Origin of the sequence: Sphingomonas endophytica (assembly GCF_001476895.1) — a bacterium.
GTDB classification, from domain to species: Bacteria; Pseudomonadota; Alphaproteobacteria; order Sphingomonadales; family Sphingomonadaceae; genus Sphingomonas; species Sphingomonas endophytica_A.
Genome location: NZ_LDTB01000010.1, coordinates 177,433 through 204,088 on the forward strand (window position 1 = coordinate 177,433; position 26,656 = coordinate 204,088).

Annotated in this window: 29 protein-coding genes; 14 read left to right on the forward strand and 15 right to left on the reverse strand. The window is 67.7% G+C overall.

Annotated features, from left to right (window positions below):
* Positions 1 to 150: 150 nt before the first annotated feature.
* The 8 genes from rpsJ to NS334_RS05075 all read right to left on the reverse strand — a co-directional run bounded on the left by rpsJ (position 151) and on the right by NS334_RS05075 (position 8,140).
* Positions 151 to 459: a 30S ribosomal protein S10 gene (gene rpsJ / locus NS334_RS05040; RefSeq protein ID WP_007406109.1), complete on the reverse strand. Its 309-nt coding sequence runs from the start codon at positions 457 to 459 to the stop codon at positions 151 to 153.
* Between the two features lie 215 nt (positions 460 to 674).
* Positions 675 to 1,871: an elongation factor Tu gene (gene tuf, locus NS334_RS05045; protein WP_058754869.1), complete on the reverse strand. Its 1,197-nt coding sequence runs from the start codon at positions 1,869 to 1,871 to the stop codon at positions 675 to 677.
* A gap of 220 nt (positions 1,872 to 2,091) precedes the next feature.
* On the reverse strand, positions 2,092 to 4,185 hold the full coding sequence (gene fusA / locus NS334_RS05050; protein WP_058754870.1) for an elongation factor G: 2,094 nt from the start codon (positions 4,183 to 4,185) through the stop codon (positions 2,092 to 2,094).
* A gap of 108 nt (positions 4,186 to 4,293) precedes the next feature.
* On the reverse strand, positions 4,294 to 4,764 hold the full coding sequence (gene rpsG / locus NS334_RS05055) for a 30S ribosomal protein S7 (protein WP_058754871.1): 471 nt from the start codon (positions 4,762 to 4,764) through the stop codon (positions 4,294 to 4,296).
* Between the two features lie 43 nt (positions 4,765 to 4,807).
* On the reverse strand, positions 4,808 to 5,179 hold the full coding sequence (gene rpsL / locus NS334_RS05060; RefSeq protein ID WP_022691828.1) for a 30S ribosomal protein S12: 372 nt from the start codon (positions 5,177 to 5,179) through the stop codon (positions 4,808 to 4,810).
* 202 nt (positions 5,180 to 5,381) lie between these two features.
* Positions 5,382 to 5,729: a DUF3140 domain-containing protein gene (locus NS334_RS05065; RefSeq protein WP_058754872.1), complete on the reverse strand. Its 348-nt coding sequence runs from the start codon at positions 5,727 to 5,729 to the stop codon at positions 5,382 to 5,384.
* A gap of 44 nt (positions 5,730 to 5,773) precedes the next feature.
* Positions 5,774 to 7,051 carry a metal-dependent hydrolase family protein gene (locus NS334_RS05070; RefSeq protein ID WP_058754912.1) on the reverse strand — a complete coding sequence of 426 codons (1,278 nt, stop codon included), beginning with the start codon at positions 7,049 to 7,051 and terminating at the stop codon, positions 5,774 to 5,776.
* Positions 7,052 to 7,252: 201 nt separating this feature from the next.
* The gene (locus NS334_RS05075) at positions 7,253 to 8,140 is read right to left on the reverse strand and encodes a LysR family transcriptional regulator (RefSeq protein WP_058754873.1); all 888 of its coding nucleotides are present in this window, start codon (positions 8,138 to 8,140) and stop codon (positions 7,253 to 7,255) included.
* 99 nt (positions 8,141 to 8,239) lie between these two features.
* Between NS334_RS05075 and NS334_RS05080 the strand changes: the two genes are divergently transcribed.
* Together NS334_RS05080 and wrbA are read left to right on the forward strand one after the other, a co-directional pair.
* Positions 8,240 to 8,980, forward strand: coding sequence for a pirin family protein (locus NS334_RS05080; protein ID WP_058754874.1), 741 nt, complete (start codon positions 8,240 to 8,242; stop codon positions 8,978 to 8,980).
* A gap of 24 nt (positions 8,981 to 9,004) precedes the next feature.
* A complete protein-coding gene (wrbA, locus tag NS334_RS05085; protein ID WP_058754875.1) occupies positions 9,005 to 9,607 on the forward strand; it encodes an NAD(P)H:quinone oxidoreductase in 603 nt (200 codons plus the stop codon).
* A gap of 93 nt (positions 9,608 to 9,700) precedes the next feature.
* On the opposite strand, the gene NS334_RS05090 is transcribed toward wrbA, so the two are convergent.
* The gene (locus NS334_RS05090; RefSeq protein ID WP_241491810.1) at positions 9,701 to 10,456 is read right to left on the reverse strand and encodes a M15 family metallopeptidase; all 756 of its coding nucleotides are present in this window, start codon (positions 10,454 to 10,456) and stop codon (positions 9,701 to 9,703) included.
* A gap of 46 nt (positions 10,457 to 10,502) precedes the next feature.
* Here NS334_RS05090 and NS334_RS05095 point away from each other — a divergent pair, with 46 nt between their 5' ends.
* Complete coding sequence (locus NS334_RS05095) at positions 10,503 to 11,156, forward strand: RluA family pseudouridine synthase (RefSeq protein WP_058754876.1); 654 nt, start codon at positions 10,503 to 10,505, stop codon at positions 11,154 to 11,156.
* 85 nt (positions 11,157 to 11,241) lie between these two features.
* Here NS334_RS05095 and arfB read toward each other — a convergent pair whose 3' ends face one another.
* Both arfB and NS334_RS05105 read right to left on the reverse strand, forming a co-directional pair.
* The gene (arfB, locus tag NS334_RS05100) at positions 11,242 to 11,664 is read right to left on the reverse strand and encodes an alternative ribosome rescue aminoacyl-tRNA hydrolase ArfB (RefSeq protein ID WP_058754877.1); all 423 of its coding nucleotides are present in this window, start codon (positions 11,662 to 11,664) and stop codon (positions 11,242 to 11,244) included.
* A gap of 91 nt (positions 11,665 to 11,755) precedes the next feature.
* Complete coding sequence (locus NS334_RS05105; protein WP_193753003.1) at positions 11,756 to 12,991, reverse strand: DUF1996 domain-containing protein; 1,236 nt, start codon at positions 12,989 to 12,991, stop codon at positions 11,756 to 11,758.
* A gap of 308 nt (positions 12,992 to 13,299) precedes the next feature.
* On the opposite strand from NS334_RS05105, the gene NS334_RS05110 reads away from it, so the two are divergent.
* Positions 13,300 to 13,779 carry a GAF domain-containing protein gene (locus NS334_RS05110; protein ID WP_058754879.1) on the forward strand — a complete coding sequence of 160 codons (480 nt, stop codon included), beginning with the start codon at positions 13,300 to 13,302 and terminating at the stop codon, positions 13,777 to 13,779.
* A 25-nt stretch (positions 13,780 to 13,804) separates the two neighbouring features.
* On the opposite strand, the gene NS334_RS05115 is transcribed toward NS334_RS05110, so the two are convergent.
* Complete coding sequence (locus NS334_RS05115) at positions 13,805 to 15,088, reverse strand: M20/M25/M40 family metallo-hydrolase (protein WP_058754880.1); 1,284 nt, start codon at positions 15,086 to 15,088, stop codon at positions 13,805 to 13,807.
* 44 nt (positions 15,089 to 15,132) lie between these two features.
* Positions 15,133 to 15,585, reverse strand: coding sequence for a universal stress protein (locus NS334_RS05120; RefSeq protein WP_058754881.1), 453 nt, complete (start codon positions 15,583 to 15,585; stop codon positions 15,133 to 15,135).
* Positions 15,586 to 15,726: 141 nt separating this feature from the next.
* On the opposite strand from NS334_RS05120, the gene NS334_RS05125 reads away from it, so the two are divergent.
* The 8 genes from NS334_RS05125 (at position 15,727) to NS334_RS05160 (ending at position 23,514) form a co-directional block, all read left to right on the forward strand.
* The gene (locus NS334_RS05125; protein ID WP_058754882.1) at positions 15,727 to 17,004 is read left to right on the forward strand and encodes a pyruvate dehydrogenase complex dihydrolipoamide acetyltransferase; all 1,278 of its coding nucleotides are present in this window, start codon (positions 15,727 to 15,729) and stop codon (positions 17,002 to 17,004) included.
* An 11-nt stretch (positions 17,005 to 17,015) separates the two neighbouring features.
* Complete coding sequence (locus NS334_RS05130; RefSeq protein ID WP_058754883.1) at positions 17,016 to 17,228, forward strand: hypothetical protein; 213 nt, start codon at positions 17,016 to 17,018, stop codon at positions 17,226 to 17,228.
* Positions 17,225 to 17,611 (forward strand): acyl-CoA thioesterase, encoded by a 387-nt coding sequence (locus NS334_RS05135; RefSeq protein WP_058754884.1) that lies wholly within the window; start codon positions 17,225 to 17,227, stop codon positions 17,609 to 17,611. The genes NS334_RS05130 and NS334_RS05135 overlap by 4 nt, the downstream gene beginning before the upstream one ends.
* Positions 17,612 to 17,678: 67 nt before the next feature.
* The gene (gene lpdA, locus NS334_RS05140) at positions 17,679 to 19,073 is read left to right on the forward strand and encodes a dihydrolipoyl dehydrogenase (RefSeq protein WP_058754885.1); all 1,395 of its coding nucleotides are present in this window, start codon (positions 17,679 to 17,681) and stop codon (positions 19,071 to 19,073) included.
* Between the two features lie 697 nt (positions 19,074 to 19,770).
* Entirely contained in the window at positions 19,771 to 21,192 is a 1,422-nt protein-coding gene (locus NS334_RS05145) for a hypothetical protein (RefSeq protein WP_058754886.1), read from the forward strand.
* 78 nt (positions 21,193 to 21,270) lie between these two features.
* Positions 21,271 to 22,389, forward strand: a complete 1,119-nt coding sequence (locus tag NS334_RS05150) for an AI-2E family transporter (RefSeq protein ID WP_058754887.1) — start codon at positions 21,271 to 21,273, stop codon at positions 22,387 to 22,389.
* Between the two features lie 100 nt (positions 22,390 to 22,489).
* Positions 22,490 to 23,185 carry a response regulator transcription factor CtrA gene (ctrA, locus tag NS334_RS05155; protein WP_058754888.1) on the forward strand — a complete coding sequence of 232 codons (696 nt, stop codon included), beginning with the start codon at positions 22,490 to 22,492 and terminating at the stop codon, positions 23,183 to 23,185.
* A gap of 68 nt (positions 23,186 to 23,253) precedes the next feature.
* Complete coding sequence (locus tag NS334_RS05160; protein WP_241491811.1) at positions 23,254 to 23,514, forward strand: DUF6356 family protein; 261 nt, start codon at positions 23,254 to 23,256, stop codon at positions 23,512 to 23,514.
* 325 nt (positions 23,515 to 23,839) lie between these two features.
* On the opposite strand, the gene NS334_RS05165 is transcribed toward NS334_RS05160, so the two are convergent.
* The gene (locus NS334_RS05165) at positions 23,840 to 24,610 is read right to left on the reverse strand and encodes a competence/damage-inducible protein A (RefSeq protein WP_058754890.1); all 771 of its coding nucleotides are present in this window, start codon (positions 24,608 to 24,610) and stop codon (positions 23,840 to 23,842) included.
* A 51-nt stretch (positions 24,611 to 24,661) separates the two neighbouring features.
* On the opposite strand from NS334_RS05165, the gene map reads away from it, so the two are divergent.
* A complete protein-coding gene (gene map, locus NS334_RS05170; protein ID WP_058754891.1) occupies positions 24,662 to 25,486 on the forward strand; it encodes a type I methionyl aminopeptidase in 825 nt (274 codons plus the stop codon).
* Positions 25,487 to 25,513: 27 nt separating this feature from the next.
* Here the strand turns inward: map and NS334_RS05175 are convergent, their stop codons facing one another.
* A complete protein-coding gene (locus NS334_RS05175; RefSeq protein WP_193753004.1) occupies positions 25,514 to 26,356 on the reverse strand; it encodes a CAP domain-containing protein in 843 nt (280 codons plus the stop codon).
* Here NS334_RS05175 and NS334_RS18110 point away from each other — a divergent pair.
* A complete protein-coding gene (locus NS334_RS18110) occupies positions 26,346 to 26,642 on the forward strand; it encodes a hypothetical protein (protein WP_193753005.1) in 297 nt (98 codons plus the stop codon). The two genes, NS334_RS05175 and NS334_RS18110, sit on opposite strands and share 11 nt — an antisense overlap.
* Positions 26,643 to 26,656 lie beyond the last annotated feature (14 nt).

Sequence of the window (26,656 nt, forward strand, 5' to 3'; positions counted from 1 at the left end):
GGAGACGCTGGACCCGGTCACCCGAGAGCGACCGGCGGTATCTCATGGTCGTCGGGGCACCCGCTCAGGCGGGCCGCCCGTCCGTTTCGTGCGATCCGACACGAAACGACAAACCCGCGGGACTTGAGGTCGACCGCGGGATGCCGGCCATTAGGCCAGCTTGATCTCGACGTCAACACCGGCCGCCAGGTCGAGCTTCATCAGCGCGTCGACGGTCTGCGGGGTCGGCTGGACGATGTCGAGCATCCGCTTGTAGGTGCGGACCTCGAACTGCTCGCGCGACTTCTTGTCGATGTGCGGCCCACGGTTGACCGTGAACTTCTCGATGCGGGTCGGGAGCGGAATGGGACCACGGATGAGCGCGCCGGTGCGGCGCGCGGTGTCGGCGATGTCGCCGGTCGCCTGATCGAGCACGCGATGATCGAACGCCTTCAGGCGAATGCGGATGTTGCTGTCCATAGTCCCTACCAATGCGAAAGAGCGGGGCCCTGCCCTAACCCGTCGTGCCGGAAACCGGCCCGACGCGAATCGGGAGCACCTCTTGCTGTTCTCGAACCGAAAACCGAAGGGGCGGCATTACGTCCGCCCTCATAAAAAGGCAACCGCCCGGTGCACCTTTCGGCGCACCGGGCGGAACCTTTTTCATCCCGAGCCGCTTGCGCGACCCGAAACGCTTACTTGGTGATGCCGCTGACGACACCCGCGCCGACGGTCCGGCCACCCTCGCGGATGGTGAAGCGCTGGCCGACGTCCATCGCGATCGGGGCGATCAGCTTGATGCCCAGCGCGACGTTGTCGCCCGGCATGACCATCTCGGTGCCCTCGGGCAGCTCGACGGTGCCGGTCACGTCGGTCGTGCGGAAGTAGAACTGCGGACGATAGTTCGCGAAGAACGGCGTGTGACGGCCACCTTCGTCCTTCGACAGCACGTACACTTCCGACGAGAAGTCGGTGTGCGGCTTGATCGAGCCCGGCTTGCAGAGCACCTGGCCACGCTCGACCTCGTCACGGGCGACGCCACGGATCAGCGCGCCGACGTTGTCGCCCGCCTGACCCTGGTCGAGCAGCTTGCGGAACATTTCGACGCCGGTGACGGTGGTCTTGCGGACTTCCGGGTGGATGCCGACAATCTCGACTTCCTCACCGACCTTGATGATGCCGGTCTCGACGCGGCCGGTAACGACCGTACCACGACCCGAGATCGAGAACACGTCTTCGATCGGCATCATGAACGGCTTGTCCAGCGGACGCTCCGGCTGCGGGATGTACTCGTCGACCGCCTTCATCAGCTCGAGCACCGCATCCGGACCCAGCTTCTGGTTCGAACCCGACAGTGCGCAGGTCGCCGAACCCTTGATGATCGGAATGTCGTCACCCGGGAACTCGTACGAGCTCAGCAGCTCGCGGACTTCCAGCTCGACCAGCTCGAGGATTTCTTCGTCGTCGACCAGATCGACCTTGTTCATGAACACGACCATCGCCGGCACGCCGACCTGACGGGCGAGCAGGATGTGCTCGCGGGTCTGCGGCATCGGGCCGTCGGTGGCCGACACGACCAGGATCGCGCCGTCCATCTGCGCCGCGCCGGTGATCATGTTCTTCACATAGTCGGCGTGGCCCGGGCAGTCGACGTGCGCATAGTGGCGGTTCGCCGTCTCATACTCGACGTGCGCGGTCGAGATGGTGATGCCGCGCTCGCGCTCTTCCGGCGCCTTGTCGATGTTCGCGAAGTCCACCGCCGCGTTGCCCGCGACGTTCTCCGCCAGCACCTTGGTGATCGCCGCGGTCAGCGACGTCTTGCCATGGTCGACGTGACCGATGGTGCCGATGTTCAGGTGCGGCTTGGTCCGCTCAAACTTAGCCTTAGCCATTGTTTCCCTACCTTCTGGATTTCACATGCAAGCCGCACGAGGACTCGCGTGAAGGCGAGCCCCATAGCGGCTGTTGAACCGTTGTGCAAACCCTCCGGGGCTCCTGAGAGCCGACGCAGGAGTAAATCCTGCGTCGTCGGACGGGTTCGGCAAAGCCGACCCGCCGGCCGGCTTCCTCGCGTCTCGGAGCCAGTCAGCGACTGGCCCCGTGCGCTTCGGCTCAGGCCAGTTTGGCCTTCACCTCGTCAGCCACGTTCTGCGGCACTTCGTCATAGTGCGAGAACTGCATCGAGTAGCTGGCGCGACCCTGCGTGAACGAGCGGAGCGAGTTCACATAGCCGAACATGTTCGCCAGCGGGACCATCGCGGTCACCGCCTGCGCGTTGCCGCGCGTGTCGGTGCCCTGGATCTGGCCACGGCGGCTGTTCATGTCGCCGATCACGTCGCCGAGGTAATCCTCGGGGGTCACGACCTCGACCTTCATCACCGGCTCAAGCAGCGTGATGCCGGCCTTCTGCGCGCCTTCGCGCATCGCACCCCGCGCGGTGATTTCGAACGCCAGCGCCGACGAGTCGACGTCGTGGTACGCACCGTCGTACAGCGTGATCTCGAAGTCGATGATCGGGAAGCCGACCAGCGAGCCCGTGGCCGCCGTCTCGCGGAAGCCCTTTTCGATCGCCGGGATGTACTCGCGCGGAATGTTGCCGCCCTTGATCTCATCCTTGAAGATGATGCCCGCGCCGCGCTCGCCCGGCGTCAGCTTCACCTTCACGCGACCGAACTGGCCGGTGCCGCCCGACTGCTTCTTGTGGGTGTAGTCGATGTCGACCGGCTTCTTCAGATACTCGCGATACGCCACCTGCGGCGCACCGACGTTCGCCTCGACCTTGAACTCGCGCTTCATGCGGTCGACGAGGATCTCGAGGTGGAGCTCGCCCATCCCCTTGATGATCGTCTGGCCCGATTCGTGATCGGTCGACACGCGGAACGAGGGATCCTCGGCGGCCAGGCGGTTGAGCGCGATGCCCATCTTCTCCTGGTCGGCCTTGGTCTTCGGCTCCACCGACAGCTCGATCACCGGCTCCGGGAATTCCATGCGCTCCAGGATGATGGGGTGCGCCGGATCACAGAGCGTGTCGCCGGTCGTCGTTTCCTTCAGGCCCGCGATCGCGACGATGTCGCCCGCACGCGCCTCTTCGATGTCCTCACGCGAGTTCGCGTGCATGAGGAGCATACGACCGATCTTTTCCTTCTTGTCCTTCACCGAGTTCAGGTAGCCGCCCTTGGTCAGGACACCCGAATAGATGCGCGCGAAGGTCAGCGAGCCGACGAACGGGTCGTTCATGATCTTGAACGCCAGCGCCGAGAACGGCGCCTCGTCCGACGACGGGCGCTCGTCCGGCGTCTCGCCGTCCAGCTTCACGCCCTTGATCGCCGGCACGTCGAGCGGCGACGGCAGGAAGTCGACCACCGCGTCGAGCAGCGGCTGTACGCCCTTGTTCTTGAACGCCGAACCGCACACGACCGGAACGAACGCCATGTTCAGCGTGCCCTTGCGGATCAGCGCCTTCAGCGTCTTCGTATCCGGCTCGTTGCCTTCCAGATACGCCTCCATCGCCGCGTCGTCCTGCTCGACGGCCAGCTCGATCAGGTCGTTGCGATACTTCGCCGCCTTCTCGACCATGTCGTCGGGGATCGGCTGATACTCGAACTTCGCGCCCAGCGACTCTTCGAGCCAGATGATCGCGCGGTTCTCGACCAGATCGACCAGGCCCTTGAAGCCGCCCTCGATGCCGATCGGGAGATACAGCACCGCCGGCTTCGCGCCCAGACGCTCGATGATCGAGTTCACGCAGAAGTAGAAGTCGGCGCCGGTGCGGTCGAGCTTGTTGACGAAGCACATGCGCGGCACGCCGTACTTGTCGGCCTGACGCCACACGGTTTCCGACTGCGGCTCCACGCCCGCGACGCCGTCGAAGCACGCGACCGCGCCGTCGAGGACGCGCAGCGAACGCTCGACCTCGATCGTGAAGTCGACGTGGCCGGGCGTGTCGATGATGTTGATGAGATGCTCGGGGCCCTTGCCCTCTTCAGCCTTCCACTTGCAGGTGGTGGCAGCCGACGTGATCGTGATCCCGCGCTCCTGCTCCTGCTCCATCCAGTCCATCGTGGCGGTGCCCTCATGGACTTCGCCGATCTTGTAGGACTTGCCGGTGTAATAGAGAATACGCTCGGTCGTCGTCGTCTTGCCGGCGTCGATGTGCGCCATGATGCCGATATTGCGGTAGAGTTCGAGCGGATGGCTGCGGGCCATGATCGGGCTTCCTTAACGATGTGGGGAGCGCAGCGCATCGGCCGGCTCCCCACGATATAGGTCAGATTTGCGACGCTTCCAAGACAGGCAGCGTCCGCATCGCCGGTGTTACCAGCGGTAGTGCGAGAAGGCGCGGTTCGCTTCCGCCATGCGGTGCGTGTCCTCGCGCTTCTTCACCGCGTTGCCGCGGTTGTTCGACGCGTCGAGCAGCTCGCCCGACAGACGCGCCGACATCGTGTTCTCGCTACGCGCGCGCGCGGCGCTGATCAGCCAGCGGATCGCCAGCGCCTGCGCACGCTCGGGGCGAACCTCGACCGGCACCTGGTAGGTGGCGCCGCCGACGCGGCGGCTGCGGACCTCGATGCCCGGCTTGATGTTGTTCAGCGCGTCGTGGAACACGCCGATCGGCTCGCGCTTCGCGCGGGTCTCGACGGTATTGAGCGCCGAATAGACGATGCCTTCCGCGACGGACTTCTTGCCGTCCAGCATCACCGAATTCATGAACTTGGAGAGAACCTCATCCCCGTACACGGGATCAGGCAGAATTTCCCGCTTCTCGGGACGACGACGACGCGCCATGATCTGTTACCTTTCAATCAGCTGGTGAGAATACGGGAGCGGCTTACTTCGGCCGCTTCGCACCGTACTTCGACCGCGACTGCTTGCGGTCCTTGACGCCCTGCGTGTCGAGCACGCCGCGCAGCACGTGGTAACGCACACCCGGAAGGTCGCGCACACGGCCGCCGCGGATCAGCACCACCGAGTGCTCCTGCAGGTTGTGGCCTTCGCCCGGGATGTAGCTGATGACTTCGCGCTGGTTCGTCAGGCGGACCTTGGCCACCTTGCGAAGCGCCGAGTTCGGCTTCTTCGGGGTCGTGGTGTAAACACGGGTGCAGACGCCGCGCTTCTGCGGGTTCTGCTCCATCGCAGGGACCTTGCTCTTGGCCTTCTGCGGGTCGCGGCCCTTGCGGACCAGCTGGTTGATCGTCGGCATTGAAGCCTTCACCTTTCCGATAGGTTACTTTGCTGGAGCCCTAAAACACAGACTTGGAATACGAAAAGGACCGCGGCGCCACCGCATGGGCGGCGACCGGATGGCCCTTGATGCATCCAGCAATGTTCAAGCTGCCCGCCGGAGTCGCCTCCTCGCGGACCGGCGGTCTATAGGCGTCCCGGCCCGATCGGTCAACGCCCGCTCATTTCAGCGGGTCGTGTCCCCAGTTCATCAGCGAATAGCGCCAGTCGGAATGCGCCTTGTCCTTCGCCGGGCCGCCCTGCGACAGGTGGCGGTGCACGTAGCCGACCACCTTCTTCATATGCGCATAATCGGCGTCGGTCAGGTCGGCCTTCTTCGTCCGTTTGATCGCGACGATCCGCCGCCCCGATTCGTGCCCGACGCTCTCACCCTTTCCTTTGCCGTCCTCACCCTTCCACCCGACACGCTTGCTGTCGTCGGTATCGAGGAACTTCTCCAGTTCGGCCGGGGCCATGTTGACCGCCTCGGCGAAGTCCTTGGCGATCTGATCCTTGTCGTCGTCGGTCATGCGTCTCTCCTGTCGCGGGGAGACGCGCGACGCGGGCGCGGGGTTCAATCGACCTTCACGCCGCCCTTCACCACCGCGACCGGATGCTCCAGCACGGTGACGTCGCGGAGCGGATCGCCCGCCACCGCCACCATGTCGCCATAGCGCCCGACCGCGATCGCGCCGACGTCGCCCTCGCGTCCCAGCGCCTGCGCCGCGCTGACCGTGGCGGCGCGGATCGCCTGCAACGGCGTCATCCCCCATTGCACCATCTTGGCGAACTGCTTGGCGTTGTCGCCATGCGGATAGACGCCCCCATCGGTGCCGAAGATCATCGGCACGCCCATCCTGAACGCGCGCTGGAAGGTCTGGCGCTGCTTCAGACCGATCGCCTTTTCCTTGTCGAGGCTCTCCTGCTCGGTGCCGTTGGCGGTGCCGGTCGCCAGAATGTAGTCGTCGTTGTAGATATCCATGTCGAACCAGGTCTTGTGCTCGACCGCCAGCTTCATCGCCTCGTCGGAGGCCAGGCTGGCATGTTCGATCGTGTCGATCCCGGCGCGGATTGCCGCCTTGATCCCCTCGTCGCCATGCGCGTGCGCGGCGACCTTCATGTGGAGCATGTGCGCCTCGTCGGCGATCGCGCGCATCTCCTCCTCGCTCAACTGCTGCCCGCCGACCGAATCACCCAGCGAGAAGACGCCGCCGGTCGCGCAGATCTTGACGACCTCCGCGCCGTATTTGTGCAGCCAGCGCACCTTGGCGCGGGCTTCCTCCGGCGAGTTGACGACGGACGGCAGCTTCTTGTCCCATGACGGCGGCAGCGCATTGTCGTCGCAGTGACCGCCGGTCGCCCCGATCGCGTAGCCGGCGGGGACGATCCGCGGGCCGACCAGCCAGCCGCCGTCGATCGCCTCCTTGATTCCGACGTCCTGGAAATCCGCCGCGCCGACGTTGCGAACGGTGGTGAAGCCCGCCCGCAACGTCTTCAGCGCATTGGCCACCCCGACCGCTCCCCAGAAGCTGTCGGTGTACTTGAGCGTCTTGTACCCGCCGACCTCCGCCAGCGAGGTCAGGTGGACGTGCATGTCGATCAAGCCGGGGACGAGCGTCACGTCGCCCAGATCGACGCGCTTCGCTCCGCCCGGGATCGCCGCGCCGCGTCCGGTGCCGACCGACACGATCCGCCCGTCGGTGACGGTGACGACCGGATCGGCGACGATCGTGCCCTTCTCCACGTCCAGCATCCGCGCGGCGGTGATGACGCTGGTGTCGGCCAGCGCGGGTGCGGCCACGGTCAGCGACGCGGCCAGAGCGGCGGCGCGAAGGCCGGCGAGCGATGTCATGATCTTGATCCCCTTTTCGCGCATCATGGCGCGGATGCCGGCGAACGCAAGCGGGAGAGAAGGCCCGTACCGCCCTCCCTCCAACGTCATCCCCGCAAAGGCGGGGATCCAGACCCGCTGCCGTCTCGCCTTTATCGATGAACCTGCGCGTTCGGACTCCCGCCCGCGCGGAAATGACCGAAAGAGGCAAAGGCAGGCACGCTAATCGCGCAGCCGTTCGGTCAGGAAGGTGATCAGCGCATCGACGCGCGCCGGGCGCAGCGCGCTGGGCGGGGTCAGCAGGTGGAGTCCGATCGGCGCGGGCGTCCAGTCGTGGAGGATCGCGACCAGCCGGCCCGCCGCCAGCGATTCGCCGACGATGAAGCCGGGCAGCCGCGCGACGCCCAGCCCCGCCTCCAGCGCGGGCACCAGCGCCTCACCGCTGTTCGCCGCCAGCGGCCCCTGCGCGCGCACCGACACTTCCGCGCCGTCGCGCCCCCTGAACCGCCACGGCCCGGTGACGTTGGTGTAACCCAGCAGCCGATGCTCGCCGAGCTGCGCCGGGTGCGTCGGAATGCCGTGCCGCGCCAGATAGGCGGGCGCGGCGACCAGATGCGTCGTCACCGAGCACAGCCGTCGCGCGCGCAATGAACTGTCGGGCAGGTCGGCGATCCGCAACGCGACATCGAAACCTTCCGCGACGATATCCACCCGCGCGTCGGACAGGTGCAGTTCGATCTCGACCTGCGGATGCGCGACCAGAAAGTCGGCGACGATCGGCGCGACGTTCTTCACCCCGAAGCTCATCGGCGCGGCCAGCCGCACGCGCCCGCTCGGCACGCTCGCCCCGACCCGCGCCGCCTCTTCGGCGGCATGCGCCTCGGCCACGATCCGCGCCGCGTGATCGGCCAGCGGCCGTCCCGCCTCCGTCAACGCCAGTCGCCGCGACGTGCGATGGAACAGCGACACCCCCAGATGCGTCTCCAGCCGCGACACCGCCTTGGAAACCGTCGCCTTGCTCAACCCGATCGCATCCGCCGCGCCGCTGAACGAGCGCTGCTCGGCCACCGCCGCGAAGATCGCCCAGGCCTCCAGATCGGGGAGCCGCATCCTGTCCTCCGGCATAAACGAAACGATCCGTTTCAATCGTTTCGATTTTTCATCGAGTCAATCGTCCCTAGCTTGGCGGCAACGAAACGGAGGTTGACCATGACCGACACGCTGACCCGCACCGCCACCGGGATCGAACGCCGCCCCTTCGACACCTTGGGGCACGCCAACCATGGCTGGCTCGACGCGCGGCATCATTTCTCGTTCGCCAATTACTATGAGCCCGCCCGGATGAGCTGGGGTGCGATCCGCGTCTGGAACGACGACACGATCGCGCCGAACAGCGGGTTTCCGCCGCACCCGCACCGCGACATGGAGATCATCACCTATGTCCGCAGCGGTGCGATCACGCACCAGGATTCGATGGGCAACCAGGGTCGTACCGGCGCCGGCGACGTGCAGGTGATGAGCGCGGGCTCCGGCGTCCGGCACGCCGAATACAATCTGGAGGCCGAGCCGACGACGCTCTTCCAGATCTGGATCGAGCCGACCCGCAGCGGCGGCGCGCCGAGCTGGGGGGCGAAGCCGTTCCCGAAGGGCGACCGTTCCGGCAAGTTCGTGACGCTGGCCAGCGGCTATGACGCGGACGTCGGCGGCGAACAGGCCGCGCTGCCGATCCGGGCCGAGGCCCGCGTGCTGGCGGCGACGCTGGCCGCGGGCGAGACGCTGACCCATGCCGTCGGTGAGGGGCGCCACGCCTATCTCGTCCCCGCGACCGGCGCGATCACGATCGATGGCCAGCGTTTCGACGCGCGCGACGGTGCCGCGATCACCGGCGGGCGCACCATCACCATCACCGCGATCGACGAGGCCGAACTGGTGCTCGTCGACGCCGACTGACTTTCATCGAAGGGAGATATCGTCATGACCAAGGTCCTCGTTCTCTATTACTCGTCCTACGGCCATATCGAGCAGATGGCCGACGCCATCGCCGAGGGCGCGCGCACCGGCGGCGCGGATGTGGACATCCGCCGCGTCGCGGAAACCGCCCCCGCCGAGGTGGTGAAGGCCGCCGGCTTCAAGACCGACACCGCCCACCCGGAGATCGAGGGGCCGGACGCGCTGGCGAACTATGACGCGATCATCGTCGGCGCGCCGACCCGCTATGGCCGGATGCCGAGCCAGATGGCGGCGTTCTGGGACACGACCGGCGGGCTGTGGATGAAGGGCGCGCTGATCGGCAAGGTCGGCGGCGCGTTCACCTCTACCGCCAGCCAGCACGGCGGGCAGGAGACGACGCTGTTCTCGATCCTGACCAACCTGCTGCACCACGGCATGACGATCGTGGGGCTCGACTATGGCTATCAGGGGCAGATGGGTCTGGACGAGGTCAAGGGCGGCACCCCCTATGGCGCCAGCACGCTCGCCGATGGTGACGGCAGCCGCCAGCCCTCGTCGGTCGAACTGGACGGCGCGCGCTATCAGGGCAAGCGCATCGCCGAAACCGCTGCGAAGCTGAAGGGGTAAGAAGCGCGACCGTCATTGCGAGCGCAGCGAAGCAATCCAGGGCGTCCTGATTTGGCCCTGGATTGCTTCGCGAGGCTCGCAACGACGAACCGATCACCGCCGCTTCGCCACCCTGCACTTTCCCTTGCGGCATTCCGGCGGCGGAATCGCCCCCAGATAGACCGGCGGCGGCACCACCGCCGCAATCACCACCGCATCGCGCGGCACCGCCGGATCGGCCGGAAACCGGCCCCGCGCCCGCCCGAACAGCGCCCGCGCCCTCGCCGCACCCGGCACCTTCGCATTCGCCCCGACCCAGCGCCAGTGCCACGGCTCCCATTTCACCTGCTGCCGGTTGCCGGCCGGGAACGACATCTCGAACCCGTATCGCGCGGCATTCGCGACCAGCCAGCGAAACGCCGGAGTCGCCGCGACGCACGCCTCCGCATCCGGACAGCCGTTGCGGCGGGGGCGGAACGCGAAATCGAGCGCGAAGCCGGTCGCATGTTCGCTATGCCCGGGCGGCGCGACCGACAGCGCGCGCGCCGCCGCGTCGCCGCCATCCTCGCGACAGAAGACCGCCTCCTGATAGCTGACCGAGCGGTGGCAGGACAAAGCGAGGATCTCCCCGCCCGCCGCCGTCAGCAGCCGTTCGAGGTCCGGCAGCATCTCGCGCCGCACCAGGCACGGATGGATGGTCAGCGCCGATGCGACCGGCACCAGCTCGCCCGGCGCCACGTCGCCATAGGGAAAATGGCCCAGCACCCGCCCGTCGGCGGCGACCGGCGCGCGGCTTCCGGCGCAGGATTGCGCATGAGCGGGGGCGGCGATGAGCGCGAACAGCGCGGACAGGATCAGGATCGGACGCACCCGCGCCCTCTGGCCTTGTCGGGTCGCAACTGGCAAGAGCGCGCGGATGTTGGGCCAACACGTTCTCTTCCTCGATGGCGAGGCACTGGTGATCGACAAGCCCGCCGGGCTGGCGGTCGATCCGCCGCGCGCCGGCGGAATCAGTCTCGAGAACCATCTGGCATCGCTGACCTTCGGCTTCCGCCGCTGGCCGGTCGCGGTCCACCGGCTCGACCGCGACACCAGCGGTTGCCTGCTCCTGTCGCGCAACCCGAAGGCGCACGCCCGCTTCCAGCAGGCGTTCGAGGCGCATCAGGTGACGAAGCGCTATGTCGCGATCCTCGATGGCGTGCCCGACGCCGCCGAGGGCGTCGTCGACCTGCCGCTCGCCAAGGTGTCCACCGCCGCGCACGGTTGGCGGATGACCGGCGATCCGCGCGGCAAGGCGTCGCGTACCGTCTGGCGCGTGCTGGCCGAACGCGATGGCCGTGCGCTGGTCGAGTTCCGTCCCGAAACCGGCCGCACGCATCAGATTCGCGTCCATGCGCTGGAGGGGGTGGGCCGTCCCGTGACCGGCGACCCCGTCTATGGCGCCGCGCATCCCGGCGGGATGATGCTCCACGCGATCGCGCTCACCGTGCCGCGTCCCGGCAAGCCCGATATCATCGCCGAGGCACCATGGCCGGACCGCTTCACCGCGATGGGTTTCGGCGCGCCCTGATCCGCGCCGGGGTGACAATCGCGCGCGGGGCGGGTTCGATGATCGGTTCCTCGGACGCGACGATCACCGCGACCGGCAACCCTACCTAATCGAACGCCGGCTTCCGCCGTCCCGATTTCACCGCCGATCGCCCCTTCTTGGCATCGACACGTCGCGTCTGCGAGGCGCGGGTCGGCTTGGTCGGGCGGCGCTTGGCCTGCACGATCGTCGCCTCGCGGATCAGCGCCAGCAATCGCTCGCGCACGTCGGCGCGGTTCACATGCTGCGAACGCGACCCTTCCGACCGCAACGTCAACACGCCGCCGTGCGTCATCCGCGTGCCCGCCAGTTCCGCCAGCCGGATCTTCACGCGTTCGGGAAGGTCGGAGCGTGCGACGTCGAAGCGCAGCAACACCGCCGAATCGGTGGTGTTGACGTGCTGACCGCCCGCACCGCCGCTGCGGGTGAAGCTTTCCTCGATCCAGTCGGGGTCGATGCTGATCGTGCGGGTGACGGGGATGCGCGCCATGGTCCGGCTATAGCCATGCGGCGCGCACAAAAGAAATCCGGCCGCACCCCGATGGATGCGACCGGATCCTGTTCGCCGTCAGGTTTCGGGATCAGGCGGCGGGAATGTCGACCAGCCGTGGCTTGGCGTCCCAGGAGAAGTCGGACCGCATCTTCATCTGCTTGCCGTTCCCCAGGTCGCCGCCCGAGCAGTTCAGCAGTTTGTTGATGCAGTTATCGGTCCACATCTTCATCACGTCGTCGTCCCACGCACCCAGCCAGTCGGCGTGGAAGGTGCTGCCCGGACGCATCATCGGCATGCCCGGCATCGTGTCGGAGGACAGCGACCAGGTCGAACGCGACCGGTCCCACTCGCCCGATTTGTCGAGATTGTCGTCGACCTTGTACCAGGCGCCCAGCGTGAAGGTCGGCAGGATGTACGGGTGCGTCTTGGGGCAGACGTACTGCCCATCCCAATTGTAGCTGCCGTAACCGACGTGGCTGCGGTGATCGGCGCTGTTGAGGTTGCGGCCGTCCCAGCAATCCGGGCCGGTGATGATCACGCCCAGGCTGTTGCCGGTCGGGCAGTTCTTCGCCGCCGCGACGATGTCCGGATAATGGCCCGGGGTGGCGGTCGGCCCGTCGCAGTTGAAGTAGAAGTGCCCGCCTTCACCGGTCTTCATGTTGTAGCCGAAGATGTAGCGCATCCCGCGCGGCAGCATGACGCAGGCCTTGCCCTGCTTCTGGCAGTTCGGGCTGCTTTCCGGCAGGCGCTTGTAGTAGATCGTCACGTAATCGGGGCGCACCACCTTGCCCTTGCCGTCCAGCATCGCCGGGATCCAGTAGGCGGACCGGTTCAGCATGTTGGTGCAGGTGCTGTCGCCCTTCAGCCGCAGGCTGCCATAGGTCGAATAGGCGTTGGCGCCGGTGTTGCCGAAGAACTGGTGCAGGTGGGACTTGCCCGGCTGACCCGGATAGACGATCGGGTCGTCGCGCAGGACCTGGCCCGGCATGCAGATGAAGCGGAAGGCGCCGACGACATCGGGAGCACCGCTGTTCGCCACCTGGCCGGTGCCCCAGCTCGGGATCAGCAGCGCGTTGGTGTTGAAATTGGTGGTCAGGCGCGGCAGCTGGCCCTGTCCCTGCTTCAGCCCGGTCGAGATCGCGCCCGGCACCGGCTCGATCGGCAGCGCGGCGAGCGCGGCGGCGGCGGCGGCATTGGCGGCGGCGGCGGCATCGGCCGTCGAGGTGACGGTCGACCCTGCGACGACGGTGACGCCCTTGCTGATCGTTTCGACGACACTGGTCGTGCTGGTGGCGGCGTAGGCAGTGGAGGCGGCCAGGATCATGGCGCCCGAAATCCAGATCTTTTTCATCATCGTCCCTGGCGTTTACAATGCGGGAACCAAATCGCTCCGCAATTGCTGTTTTCGACCGGCACGGCCGACGCCGCGCTGTTGGGACATGATTAGACGCGAAACCCTAACATAATCTAACACTTTTGCTTTATTTCTATTAACGTAAGAAATACTTAGGGGATCGCCTCAATGATGCGGGATACTTCCTGTTAACTACATTTACCAGCTTCTTAATTTCAGCTCGTCGCGCACTACACTCCCTCTGGCGCAGCGCAGCATGAACACCTACGTGCACGGACATGTACGATTTCCAGATCGAGGCCGAATCGAAGCCGGCGCTGTACCGCGAACTGCTGGGTGCGCTGGACGCGCTGACCACCGGGGAGCGCGACGCGATCGCGAACATGGCCAATGCCGCCGCGTTGATCGCACAATATCTGCCCGACCTGAACTGGAGCGGCTTCTACCGTCTGGTCGACGGCGAACTGGTGCTGGGGCCGTTCCAGGGCAAGGCGGCGTGTATCCGCATCCCGCTGGGCAAGGGCGTGTGCGGGACCGCCGCCGCCGAGCGGCGCACGCAGCTGGTCGCCGACGTCCATGCCTTTCCGGGACATATCGCCTGCGACGCGGCGAGCCGGTCGGAACTGGTGGTGCCGATCGTCCGCGATGGCGCGCTGCTGGGCGTGCTCGATCTCGACAGCCCGTCGCCCGCGCGCTTCGATGCGGAGGACGCGCGCGGCTGCGAGGCGCTGATGGAGCTGCTGGCCACGCGCCTGTAACCTGGGCCCGCGAGGCAGCCGGCGACTATTTCCGCTCGCGTCCCGCGAAGGTGACGAGGCTCTCCGCCCCGTCCGCCCCGATTGCCGCCACGCCGAAGAAATGATCGTCGACCGGCACGCCCGGCACGTTCAGGCTGGTGCCGGTCGCGTCGCGCGCATCCGTCCACGCCGTACCGTCCGCGCGCCGCCAATAGACCTTGTAGCGCGCCGCCCCCGGCACCGCCGCCCACGTCACCTTGGTGTCATAGGACAGCGCGCCGGAGATCGCCGCCATCGGCGGCGCGGCCGGGGCCTGCGCCAGCCGCGCGATCGTCGCGACGTTGATGGCCGTCACCTTGGCCAGATAGGCGAAGTCCATCCCCTCGATCGTGTCGGCGAAGACGCGGCCGTTCTCGGTCCGCACGTCCTGATGCTGGCGATCCCAGTTTTCGGCCGCGACCGAGAAGCGGACGGCCGGATAGCCCTGTCTCAGGAACGGCTCGTGATCGCCGCCGCGCCCGAAGCGGTCCGGGCGGCGATCGACGAACACGCCGAAGCCGCCGGGAAGGGTAGTGGCCACGCCGTCGATCGTCTTGGCGAGCGCGCGGCTGGGGCCGTCGTCCTCACCGCCGGTCGCGCGCCGCTCCTGCGCCTCGACCAGCGATTCGCTGCTGCGGATACCTTCGGAGAAGACGCGGACATAGCGGTCGATCGTCACGCCGCCCTGCCCCAGCGTGTTGCCGACGATATCGTTGTTGAGCATCGCATCGACCTGCCAGCCGCGCGCCTTCGCGGTCTCGGCCAGCAATGTCGCGCCCCACAATCCCTGCTCCTCGCCGGAGAAGGCGACATAGACGATGTTCGCGCGGAACCGCTCCTTCGACAGGATGCGTGCCGCCTCCAGCACCAGCGCCACGCCGCTGGCGTCGTCGTTCGCACCCGGTGCGTCGCTGGTCGCGTTCATCACGTCGGTGACGCGGCTGTCGATATGCGCGCCGACGATGACGTAGCGATTCGGGTCGCTGCCCTTCTGCACGCCCAGCACGTCCTCGATCACCACGCCGTCGGGCGCGCGCGGGCCGACGAAGCGCCGCGACAGCCGCTCGGTCGCGATGCAGCCGCCGCAGGCGCGCGACAATGCGCCGAACTCCTTCGCCACCCAGTCGCGCGCCGCGCCGATCCCGCGCTTCGGATCGGTCGTCGAGGACAGCGAGTGGCGGGTGCCGAACGACACCAGCTTCTCCACGGTCGCGCGTTGCCGCACGGGAGACGGCGCCTCGCGGGCGGCGGGAGCGAGCGGGGCGGCGGCGAGCATCAGCGGAAGGATCATGCCGCGACTGTGGCGGGCGAATCCTGCCGGCTCAAGCGCTTGTGTCAGCTTAGCCGGTCGATCGCCTCGGCGCTCAGCCCGCCCGGCACGATCATCAGCGGCACCGGCAGCGTGCCGACATCCGCCGCGAAGTGGCTGACCAGCGCCCCCGGCACACCGTCCGCCGCCGCGCCCAGCACCAATGCCGCGATCTGCGGATTCTCGGCGATCACCTCGCGGATCACCTTCGGCCCGTCGCCGCTGCGCACCGTGATCGACGGCCGCAGCCCCGATTCCTCCAGCAGCGTCCCCGCCGCACGCGCCACCAGCCCCTCGGCATGGCGTTGCTGCTCGTCCTCGATCGTCGCCTGTACGCTGCCGAAGGGAATGAACTCCTGCGGCGGCAGCAGCGCGAGGATCTCGACGCCCCCGCCCGTCTTCACCGCGCGCCGCGCGGCGAAGCGCAGCGCGATCAACGCCTCGGGCGTATCGTCGATGACGGTCAGATAGATACGCATGTCGGCCCCCGTTCGCACCCGGTGTACCGGCGGCCCCGGCGTCCGCGCAAGCAGGTGACGCAGGGGCATGGGCTTGACCGCCGCCGCCCCGTCCGCAAGAGACGGCCTCCTGTCTGTCCCACGAGCCTCTCGAGGATCACGATGCCGATCGAAATCAAGATGCCTGCCCTTTCGCCGACGATGGAGGAGGGCACGCTGGCCAAGTGGCTCGTGAAGGAAGGCGACGTCGTCAAGGCGGGCGACATCATGGCCGAGATCGAGACCGACAAGGCGACGATGGAGTTCGAGGCGGTCGACGAGGGCACGATCGGCAAGATCATGGTCGCCGAGGGATCGGACGGCGTGAAGGTCGGCACGGTCATCGCGCTTCTGAACGGCGACGACGAGGAAGCGGGCGACAGCACCCCCGCCCCGGCGCCCGCCGCCACGCCCGCGAAGGAAGAGGCCAAGCCGGCCCCCGCACCCGCCCAGGCACCGAAGCCCGCCGAACCGAAGGCCGCGCCGCGCGCCGCCGGCGACCGGATCAAGGCGAGCCCGCTCGCCCGCCGCCTCGCCGCCGACAAGGGCATCGACCTGTCGGGCGTCACCGGCAGCGGCCCGAACGGCCGCATCGTGAAGGCCGACCTCGACAAGGCGCCTGCCAAGGCCGCCGCACCGACCGCAGCCGCCGCCAGCGCCCCCGCCGCGACGCCCGCGCCGACGCCGACCCCGGCGCAGGTGCCGGACATCCCGCACGACGCGACCAAGCTCACCAACATGCGCAAGACGATCGCGCGCCGCCTGACCGAGTCGAAGCAGCAGGTTCCGCACATCTACCTCACGGTGGACGTGCAGCTCGACAAACTTCTGAAGCTGCGCGGGGAGCTGAACGCCGGCCTCGAATCGCGCGGCGTGAAGCTGTCGGTCAACGACCTGCTCATCAAGGCGCTGGCCGTCTCGCTGATCCAGGTGCCGAAGTGCAACGTGATGTTCACCCCGGACCAGCTCATCAGCTTCCAGCGCGCCGACATTTCGGTCGCGGTGTCGACGCCGGACGGCCTCATCACCCCGGTCATCACCGAAGCGGACAGCGCGTCGCTGTCGAGCATCTCGACCCGCATGAAGGATCTCGCCGCGCGCGCCCGCGACAAGAAGCTGAAGCCGGAGGAATTCGCCGGCGGCACCGCGTCGATCAGCAACATGGGCATGTTCGGGATCAAGCAGTTCGAGGCGGTCATCAACCCGCCGCAGGGCATGATCCTGGCGGTCGGCGCCGGCGAGAAGCGCCCGTGGGTCATGGGTGACGGGACGCTCGGCGTCGCGTCGATCATGTCGGCGACCGGCAGCTTCGATCACCGCGCGATCGACGGCGCGGACGGCGCGCAGTTGATGCAGGCGTTCCGCGACCTGGTCGAGAACCCGCTGGCGATGCTCGCCTGAGGCAGCGCGCCATGGCGCAGATGCAACTGCCGGCGGAACAGCGCGAGATCGGGTGGAGCGCCCTCGGTCTCGGCGTGACCACGCTCGTCTTCAAGGGTGCGGCGTGGAGCTATCCGCAGGGTGCCGACACGATCTGGCTGGTCGGCGCGGCCACCCTGGTCGTGGTCGGCGTACTCGGCGCGCGTGACGTGTGGCGCGTCCGCCGCGAAGGAGACAAGGCATGACCGCGACACCGCCCGACCGCGCGCCGACGATCCGCGTCACCGCGATGCCCGCCGACGCCAATGCGTACGGCGACATTTTCGGCGGCTGGCTGATGAGCCTGATGGACTCGGCCGCTGGCCTCACCGCCGCGCGCCGCTCGCGCGGGCGGGCGGTGACGATCGCGATGGACGGGATGCAATTCCACGCCCCCGTCCATGTCGGCGACGAAGTGTCGGTCTATGCGGAGATCGTGAAGATCGGGCGCACCTCCATCGCGATCCAGGTCGAAAGCTGGGCGCGCGACCGCCATGGCGAGGAATCGCGCAAGGTGACCGAAGCGCGCTTCACCTTCGTCGCGATCGACGAGGACCGCCGCCCGCGCGAAGTGCCGTCCGCGACATAACGACGATACCCGGGCCGACGCGCCCGCTCGATGACAACAGGGGGCTGCGGCTCCGGGGAGTGTTACCATGGCTGACACCTACGACCTTATCGTTCTCGGCTCCGGCCCCGGCGGCTATGTCGCCGCGATCCGCGGCGCACAGCTCGGCCTGAAGGTCGCGATCGTCGAGCGCGAGCGGCTGGGCGGCATCTGCCTCAACTGGGGCTGCATCCCGACCAAGGCGCTGCTGCGCACGTCGGAAATCTATCACTATATGACCCACGCCGCCGATTACGGACTGAAGGCGGAGAACATCGGCTTCGACCTGGGCAAGATCGTCGAGCGCAGCCGCAAGGTTTCCGGTCAGCTCAATGCCGGCGTCAAGGGGCTGATGAAGAAGAACAAGATCACCGTGGTCGAGGGCTTCGGCACGATCACGGCGAAGGGCAAGATGTCGGTCAAGCAGGGCAACGGCACCGTCGAGCTGGAGGCCAAGCACATCCTGGTCGCCACCGGCGCGCGTGCACGCGACCTGCCGTTCGCGAAGGCCGACGGCAAGCGCATCTGGACCTATCGCCACGCGATGGTGCCGGAGGTGATGCCGACCAAGCTGCTGGTGATCGGATCGGGCGCGATCGGGGTCGAGTTCGCCAGCTTCTACAACGACATGGGCGCGGACGTGACCATCGTCGAGATGCTGCCGCGCATCCTGCCGGTCGAGGACGAGGAGGTCAGCGCCTTCATGGAGAAGCGCCTGACCAAGGACGGGATCAAGATCGTCACCGGCGCGGGCGTCGAGAAGATCGACACCGGCGCGGACGGCGTGAAGGCGACCATCAAGGGCAAGGACGGCGCGTCCACCACCGAGGACTACAGCCACGTCATCGTCGCGATCGGCATCGTGCCGAACACCGAGGAGATCGGGCTGGAGAAGCTGGGCGTCGCCACCGATCGCGGCCATATCAAGGTCGACGGCTTCGGCCGCACGAACGTCGAGGGCATCTATGCGATCGGCGACGTCACCGGCGCGCCGTGGCTGGCGCACAAGGCGAGCCACGAGGGCATCGTCTGCGTCGAGAAGCTGGCGGGCGGCAATCCGCATGCGTTCGAGACGTGGAACATCCCGGGCTGCACCTACAGCCGCCCGCAGGTCGCCAGCGTCGGCCTGACCGAGGCGAAGGCGAAGGAAGCGGGCCGCGATATCAAGGTCGGCAAGTTCCCGTTCATCGGCAACGGCAAGGCGATCGCACTGGGCGAGGCGGACGGCTTCATCAAGACGGTGTTCGACGCCAAGACCGGCGAGCTGCTGGGCGCGCACATGGTCGGCGCGGAAGTGACCGAGCTGATCCAGGGCTATGTCGTCGCCCGCCAGCTGGAGACGACCGAGCACGAGCTGATGGAGACGGTGTTCGCGCACCCGACGCTCAGCGAGATGATGCACGAAAGCGTGCTGGGCGCTTACGGCCGCGCGATCCACTTCTAGGCGGCGGCGGGTGCGATCGTCGTGACACCGATCGCACCCGGGATGACCGATGCGGCGGGAGCCACCGGTCGCCTTGCCGGTGCCGCGCCGGTCTGCCGTCGCAGGTGCAACGATCATCGCGGGCGACCGGGCCTGCCCCGTCCTGCCGGTCCCCCGCCGCCGAACAGAGTCCAGCCGTCCGCGCGATCGCGGCCCCCCGCGCTCGCGGCACCATGGATCCCGGCCGTCGCCGGTATGACGGGCACGACCTTCCCTATTGCGCGCGCCTCCTCCACCGTTCCCCCGACGCGGGCTGCGATCCATCCTTCCGCGAACGCCCCGACCTCGGGCCCTGCCATCCCATCGCCCCGCGCTAGCGGAAGCGCTCACCCCTCCTTGACGGTCACCCCGGCGAAGGCCGGGGTCCATCCGTCCGCAAACGCAATCGCCACGAATCCTGCCGCACCATCAGCACCCACGAGCGCCGAAAGGACCAGTCCGGCCCCTGCGATAACCCCATCGTCATGGCGACACCCGTCCGACCTCCGTCGAACCGCACAACGACATGCCATGGCGCACCCGGCACTACCGCCAGCAGAATCTGCCCACGGCGACGACCGTATGCCGCTCCCGCATCGCCGTCGTCACGCCCGGGCCGCTCCCCGAACTGCGCCCCCGGCCAAGGCACCCCTGCCACGATCGTAGCGTTGCACCGCCGGTGACGCCCGCCCGCCCTGCCCCGCAAATTCTGGCCGCCGCAGGTCTCGCGCTGGCGACCCTCGTGCTGTTCTGGCCGGGCGTCGCCGAATATGACACGCTGGTCCAGTATCGGCAGATCGTCACCGGCCGGTTCGACGACTGGCACCCACCCGTCATGGCGCGGCTCTGGCAGGCGCTGCTCCCGCTTGGCGGCGGCACCGCGCCGCTGCTGGTGGTCCAGCTCGCCGGTTACTGGCTGGGGCTGGGGCTGATCGCCGAGGCGCTCGCCCGCACCGGTCGCGCCCGCACCGGCTGGGCGGTGCTGCTGGTCGGTCTGCTGCCGCCGCTGCTCGGGTGGCAGGGCGTGGTGCTCAAGGATGCGCAGATGGTCGGGGCGGCACTCGCCGCGACCGGCGTGATCGCGCGCTATCGACTGCGCGGCGCTCCCGTCCCGCTGCCCGCCGCCGCGCTGGCCGGGCTGCTGTTCGGCTATGCGCTGCTGGTCCGCGCCAATGCGGTTTTCGCTCTTGCGCCGCTGATCGCGGCACTATGTGCCCGGCGCCGTCCGCTGATCGCCACCATGGCGATCGTCGTCGCGGTCCTCGCCCTCTCCGGCCCGATCAATCATGGCCTGCTCGGTGCGGCGCGCAGCGACGTCACCAAGACCCAGCCGCTGTACGACCTTGCCGGCATCGCCGCGCGCACGCCCGGTCGATCGGTCGCGGGGCTGCCACCGGCGGCCGGCGACCGGCTGCGCGCGGCCGGATGCGTCACGCCGTATTTCTGGGATCCGCTGGGCGACGTGCCGGTGTGCGCCGCCGTCATCGCGCCGCTGAGCGCGCGCCCTGCCGCGCCGCTGTACCGCGCGCTCGCGCTCGAAATCGCCCGCCACCCACTCGCCTACCTGATGCAGCGTGCCGCGCACCTCAACATGACATGGCGCTGGCTGGTGCCCGCCGACCTGCCCGGCGCCGACCCGCCATCGGGCGGCGAGCCGAACGACGATGGCTTTCGCAATCCCGGCAAGCTGGCCGATGCGTGGCAGCGACTGGCCGCGCTGACCGTGCTCACCCCGCTGGGCTGGCCGATCGCGTGGCTGGCGCTGGCGATCGTGCTGCTCGACGTCACCCGCCACCAATCCCCGTCTCCGACACGCCGGCTGGCGATCGGCCTGCTCGGCTCCGCGCTGCTGCTGGAGGCCAGCTTCGCCGGCATCTCGCCCGCGACCGACCTGCGCTATCACCTCTGGCCGATCGTCGCGATTGCGCTGGCGGGCGTGTTGCTGGCGCGCGCGATTCGCCCGCGCGCGCCCCTCATCGCCGCCGCGCTGGCGCTGGTCTGCGTTCCCGCGATCGTCGCGCGCGTCGTCCTGTCGCCTGCCCCGCAGGATTACGACGCCCTGCTGCGCTGGCGATCGCCCGTGGCACTGCTGCCACAATGATGCGGATTCGCGCGCACCCGCGCGCCTTTTTCCGCGACAGCGCGTTGTGCCGCTCGTGAAACGTTCCGCCCTTCCCGCATGAACCGGCTGACCCCGGACGCCGACGACGCGCGCTTCATCCGGCGCGTGCTCTGGGTCTTCCTGCTCACCGCGCTGCTCACCGCCGTCTATCTGGCGCGACATCTGCTGATCCTGGCGTTCGGATCGGTGCTGATCGCGATCGTGATCCACGCCATCGCCGAACAATATGCGACACGCCTGCGGCTCGGCGGGAAGCGCGCGATGACCGCCGCGATCTTCACGCTGCTGGGCTTCCTCGGATTGCTCGGCTGGTTGTTCGGTGTCGAATTCCGGTCGCAGGTCAATACCCTGGTCGTCGCGCTACCGGGGCTGGTCGATCAGTTGCAGGCCTATATGTCGCAAAGCCCGGTCGGCGCGAAGGTCGCCGATGCGGTGCGCGCCGCCTTTGCCGGCAGCCGGGTGGCGCAGGACATCGGGGAGATCGTGCGCGGCGCGGGCGAGCTGCTGCTGAACACGGTGATCGTGCTGTTCGGCGCGATCTTCTTCGCGGTCGATCCGAAGATCTACGAGCGCGGCGTGCTGCTGCTCGTCCCGCCGTCGCGCCGCGCCGCGATGGAGGATGCGCTGGGCGATGTCGGATCGACGTTGCTGCTGTGGCTGCGCGCGCAGCTGATCCAGATGACGGTGATGGGCACGATGGTGGGCATCGGGCTCTGGATCGCGGGCGTGCCCTCGCCCGCGATGCTGGGCCTGCTGACCGGGCTCAGCGAGTTCATCCCCTATGTCGGTCCGGTCGCCGCGATGCTGCCCGCGCTCGGCCTAGCCGCGACCGCCGGCACCGGCCAGCTGCTCTGGGCGCTGGGCGTGTTCGCGATCGTGCGGGTCGTCCAGACCAATTTCGTCACACCCTTTGTCACGAGTCGCGTGGTCGCGATTCCCCCGGCGCTCAGCCTGTTCGCGATCATCGGCACTGGCGCGGTGTTCGGGCTGTTCGGGCTGTTCTTCTCCGGCGGGATCCTGGTCGTGACGTTCACGCTGGTGCGCAGCCTGTACCTGCGCGAGATGCTGGGCGAGGACATTCCCCGCTCGCGTGAGCGCACGCTCTTCACCGCGATGGGCACCGCCCGTAACGCGCAGATTTACAATGACGGTGAAAAAGAGGAACAGGTCGATTAAGTGGCGGTTAACCTTTCTACGTCAGATGCCGTCAGGTAAACGAATGCGATGAACCGGGCCGATGCGACCGCGGCCCGTTCCAGGAACCGGGGAACTGCCGATGCGCGTGCTGCTGATCGAGGACGAGCCGACCACCGCCAAGGCGATCGAGCTGATGCTGTCGACGGAAGGGTTCAACGTCTACAACACCGACCTGGGCGAGGAAGGCCTCGATCTGGGCAAGCTGTACGACTACGACATCATCCTGCTCGACCTGAACCTGCCCGACATGCACGGCTATGACGTCCTCAAGAAGCTGCGCGTCGCCCGCGTCCAGACGCCGGTGCTGATCCTCAGCGGGATCAACGAAATGGATTCCAAGGTCCGCAGCTTCGGCTTCGGTGCGGATGATTACGTGACCAAGCCGTTCCACCGCGAGGAACTGATCGCGCGTATCCACGCCGTCGTCCGCCGCTCGAAGGGACATTCGCAGTCGGTGATCCGCACCGGCAAGCTGTCGGTCAATCTGGACGCGAAGACCGTCGAGGTCGACGGCGCGCGCGTCCACCTGACCGGCAAGGAATATGCGATGCTGGAGCTGCTGTCGCTCCGCAAGGGCACGACGCTGACCAAGGAAATGTTCCTCAACCATTTGTATGGCGGGATGGACGAGCCCGAGTTGAAGATCATCGACGTCTTCATCTGCAAGCTCCGCAAGAAGCTGAGCCTCGCCTGCGACGGCGAGAATTATATCGAGACCGTCTGGGGCCGCGGCTATGTGCTGCGCGAGCCGGAGGAGGCCGCGCAGGTCGCGTGAATCCGCCTCGCTCTCCGGTTGCAGGCGGGCCGCGACGTGCGGTAGCCTGACCCGGCGAGGAGATCATGATGCGCCGTCTGACTGCGTTGCTCGACACCGCCTTCATCGCCCACCCGCGCGTGATGGGCGAAAGCTATCTGGCCCATGCCCGCACCGCCGCCGGCTTCGGCCTGACGATGATCGCCGGCGGCGCGGCGTGCGTCGTCCACGGCCTCGTCCCGGCGCTGTTCACCACCACCGGCAGCGACACCGTCCGCCGCCTCCATGCGCGGATGAGCAACCGGGCACGGCAGGCGCGCGAGGCCGGGATCTTCTGCTATGAGATCTGATCGCGCGCACGTTAGCGGAACGCGCCCGTCATCCCCGCCTTCGACTTCCCGCACGGCAGGCGCTCAGGATCCACGTTGACCGCAGGTCAAAAGCGGGTGTCCAGCACGTGCGAAAACCTGCGCGTCCGTGGCGTCGCAGTCTCGATCACGCCGCGACACGCCAGCCGTCATGCCGGACCTGTTCCGGCATCCATGGTTCCGCAAGCGCTTCAAGCGCTTGTGTTCGCGGCACCACGGCCCCTGCCCCCACCGGGGTGACGAAGCCTTCGGAACCATGTCGCGACGTTCGCAAACGTCTCGTCTCCCGCAGGGCTGACACCGGTGGCTAGATCCCGCCCGCCGTCACCGCATGGCCCGCCGCCTCCAGTCCCTTCGTCAACTCCGCGACGCACCGATCGACCAGCGCCTGATCGGGCGAGCGCACGACGAAATTCGCCCCCGTCCGCCCCTCGCGGAAGAACGGATAGCTGCCGATCGCGACCCCCTCATGCGCCTTCTCGGTGGCGCGCAGCAGGTCGGCGATCTCGCTTTCCGCCACCCAGCAACCGATCGTCGCGCTCACCACCGGGCGCCCCCCTTCCAGCGTCCCGGTCAGCGAATCGAGCATCCCGGCGGTGATGTGCGGCACGCCGGCCATGATGAAGACGTTGCCGACACGGATCCCCGGCGCACCCGAGACGCGATTCTCGATCAGCGACGCTCCGGCGGGCACCCGCGCCATCCGCCGCCGCGCGTCGGTCAGCCCGCCGCGCGTCGCGTAATGCCGCTCCAGCACCGCGATGGCGTCAGGATGCTCGACCACCGCGACATTCAGCGCCGCCGCGATCGCATCGACGGTGATATCGTCATGGGTCGGCCCGATCCCGCCGGTCGTGAACAGATAATCGTTGCGTGCCCGCAAGCGGTTGACCGCCTCGCCGATCGCCTCCGTCCGGTCGGGCACCACGTGCACCTCCACCAGCCGGATGCCCTGCACGTTCAGCCACGTCGCGAGTTGCGCGATATTGCGATCCTGCGTCCGTCCCGACAGGATCTCGTCACCGATCACCACCAGCGCGGCGGTCCAGATGCGGTCGTGGTTCGTGGCGCTCTCCATGGGGATGGCATAACCTCGCAATCGCCGCCGGGTCACGCTATATCGGCGCCTATGACCGAATATGTGACCGTCACCAGCGATGCGCCGCTGCCGCGCACCGGCGCCATCAAGCTGCATGGGCCCGAGGCTTTCGCGGGGATGCACAAGGCGGGGCAACTCGCCGCCGCGACGCTGGACATGCTGGTGCCGCACATGGTCCCGGGCGTGACCACCGCCGAAATCGACCGGCTGATCTACGATTTCGTGAAGGCCGGCGGCGGCGTGCCGGCGACGCTCGGCTATCGCGGCTATACGCATTCCAGCTGCATCTCGATCAACCATGTCGTCTGCCACGGCATCCCATCGGACAAGGCGCTGAAATCGGGCGACATCGTCAATGTCGACGTCACCCTGATCGTCGACGGATGGCATGGCGACACCAGCCGCATGTACCTGATCGGCGACGTGCCGCTGAAGGCGAAGCGGCTGGTCGAGGTCACCTATGAATGCCTGATGCTGGGCATCGAACAGGCGCGTCCCGGCAATCACATGGGCGACGTCGCGCACGCGATCCAGCGCCATGCCGAGTCGCACCGCTTCGGCGTCGTCCGCGATTTCTGCGGACACGGCGTCGGGCGGCTGTTCCATGACGCGCCGGAGGTGGTGCATGTCGGCCGGCCCGGCACCGGGCCGGAACTGCGCCCCGGCATGATCTTCACGATCGAGCCGATGATCAACATCGGCCGCCCCGACGTGAAGCTGCTCGACGACGGCTGGACCGCGGTCACCCGCGATCGTTCGCTATCCGCCCAGTTCGAACATTCGATCGGCATCACCGAAACCGGTTGCGAAATCTTCACCGGCTCGCCGGCCGGGTTCCACAAGCCGCCTTACTGACCGGACCGGCCGTCCCGGCGGGACGGCTTATTGCACGATCCGGAACGTGTACGAGTAATCGGCGGTCTTCCCGCGCACCACGACCCCGGTGATCGTCACGGTATAGGTGACGCCGGGCTTCAGTTCCGCGACATTGAACTGCAGGTTGTTCGGCACGGCATAGCCGGCGTTGTCGTAGCTGACGTTCGACACCGCCAGTTGCGTCGCGCCGTTGCTGACCGCGATCGCCGCTTTCGAAAAATCGACCGTCGCGTTCGCGCCGCCACGCTGCGTGGTGTCGGCCACCACCGTAAACGACAGCAGCGCCGCCGCATCGAAGTAGCGCGCCGGATAATCGCCGTACGGATAGGCGACGAACGGCGGCAGGTTGGCCGGCACCGCCACGCCGCCGGTGAACGACACCACCTTCATCGCGGCGGCATCGGTACGGCTGCCGTCCGCCAGCACCTGCGCGACGCGGCCATAGGCGATCTTGCCCAGGAACGGATCGAGCATCCAGCGACGATGCCCGACATTGTTGGCGACCAGGTTCGACACCTCCGTCAACCAGCCCCCCAGGTACATATCCTCGGTATAATAAGCGAGATACGGGGAGATCAGCCCGCCATACAGGTTGCTGGTCCCCGCCCCGGTCGCCCCCGCCGACGTATAGCATTTCCACGTCGTTGGCGGCGTATGGGTCAACTGGCCGTTCGCGGCCATCATCAGCGCGCCTTGCGTCGCCTGGTCCTCGTCGGCGCTGGCATAAGCCACCGCCGGCAAACGGTGCAGCGCGCGGATCGCGTTCAATCGCGCCAGCAGGTCGTCGCGCACCCCCTGCGCCAGGACGCCGGGTCGGCAATTGGCGACGTCGGGCTGGGTGGTGAACAAGGCGGCGGCATTGGTCGCCCAGTTGTTCGAAACCGGCGTCGATGGCGGCAAGGTCGCCGAAGGCGTCGGCGTCGGCGATGGCGACGGGCTCGGACTTGGACTGGGGCTGGGCGCTGGGGTCGGGGACGGCGTCGGGGCGGGCGCAGGCGCGACCTGGATGCCGCCGCTGGTCGGGGCCGCCGCCGTGCCGTCGCTGCCCCCGCCGCCGCATCCTGCGAGCAACAGTGACGATGCCGAGACGGCGGCGATCCAGGGGACGCGGGACATTCGCATGACGCCCGCATAATCCTGCCACTGTTA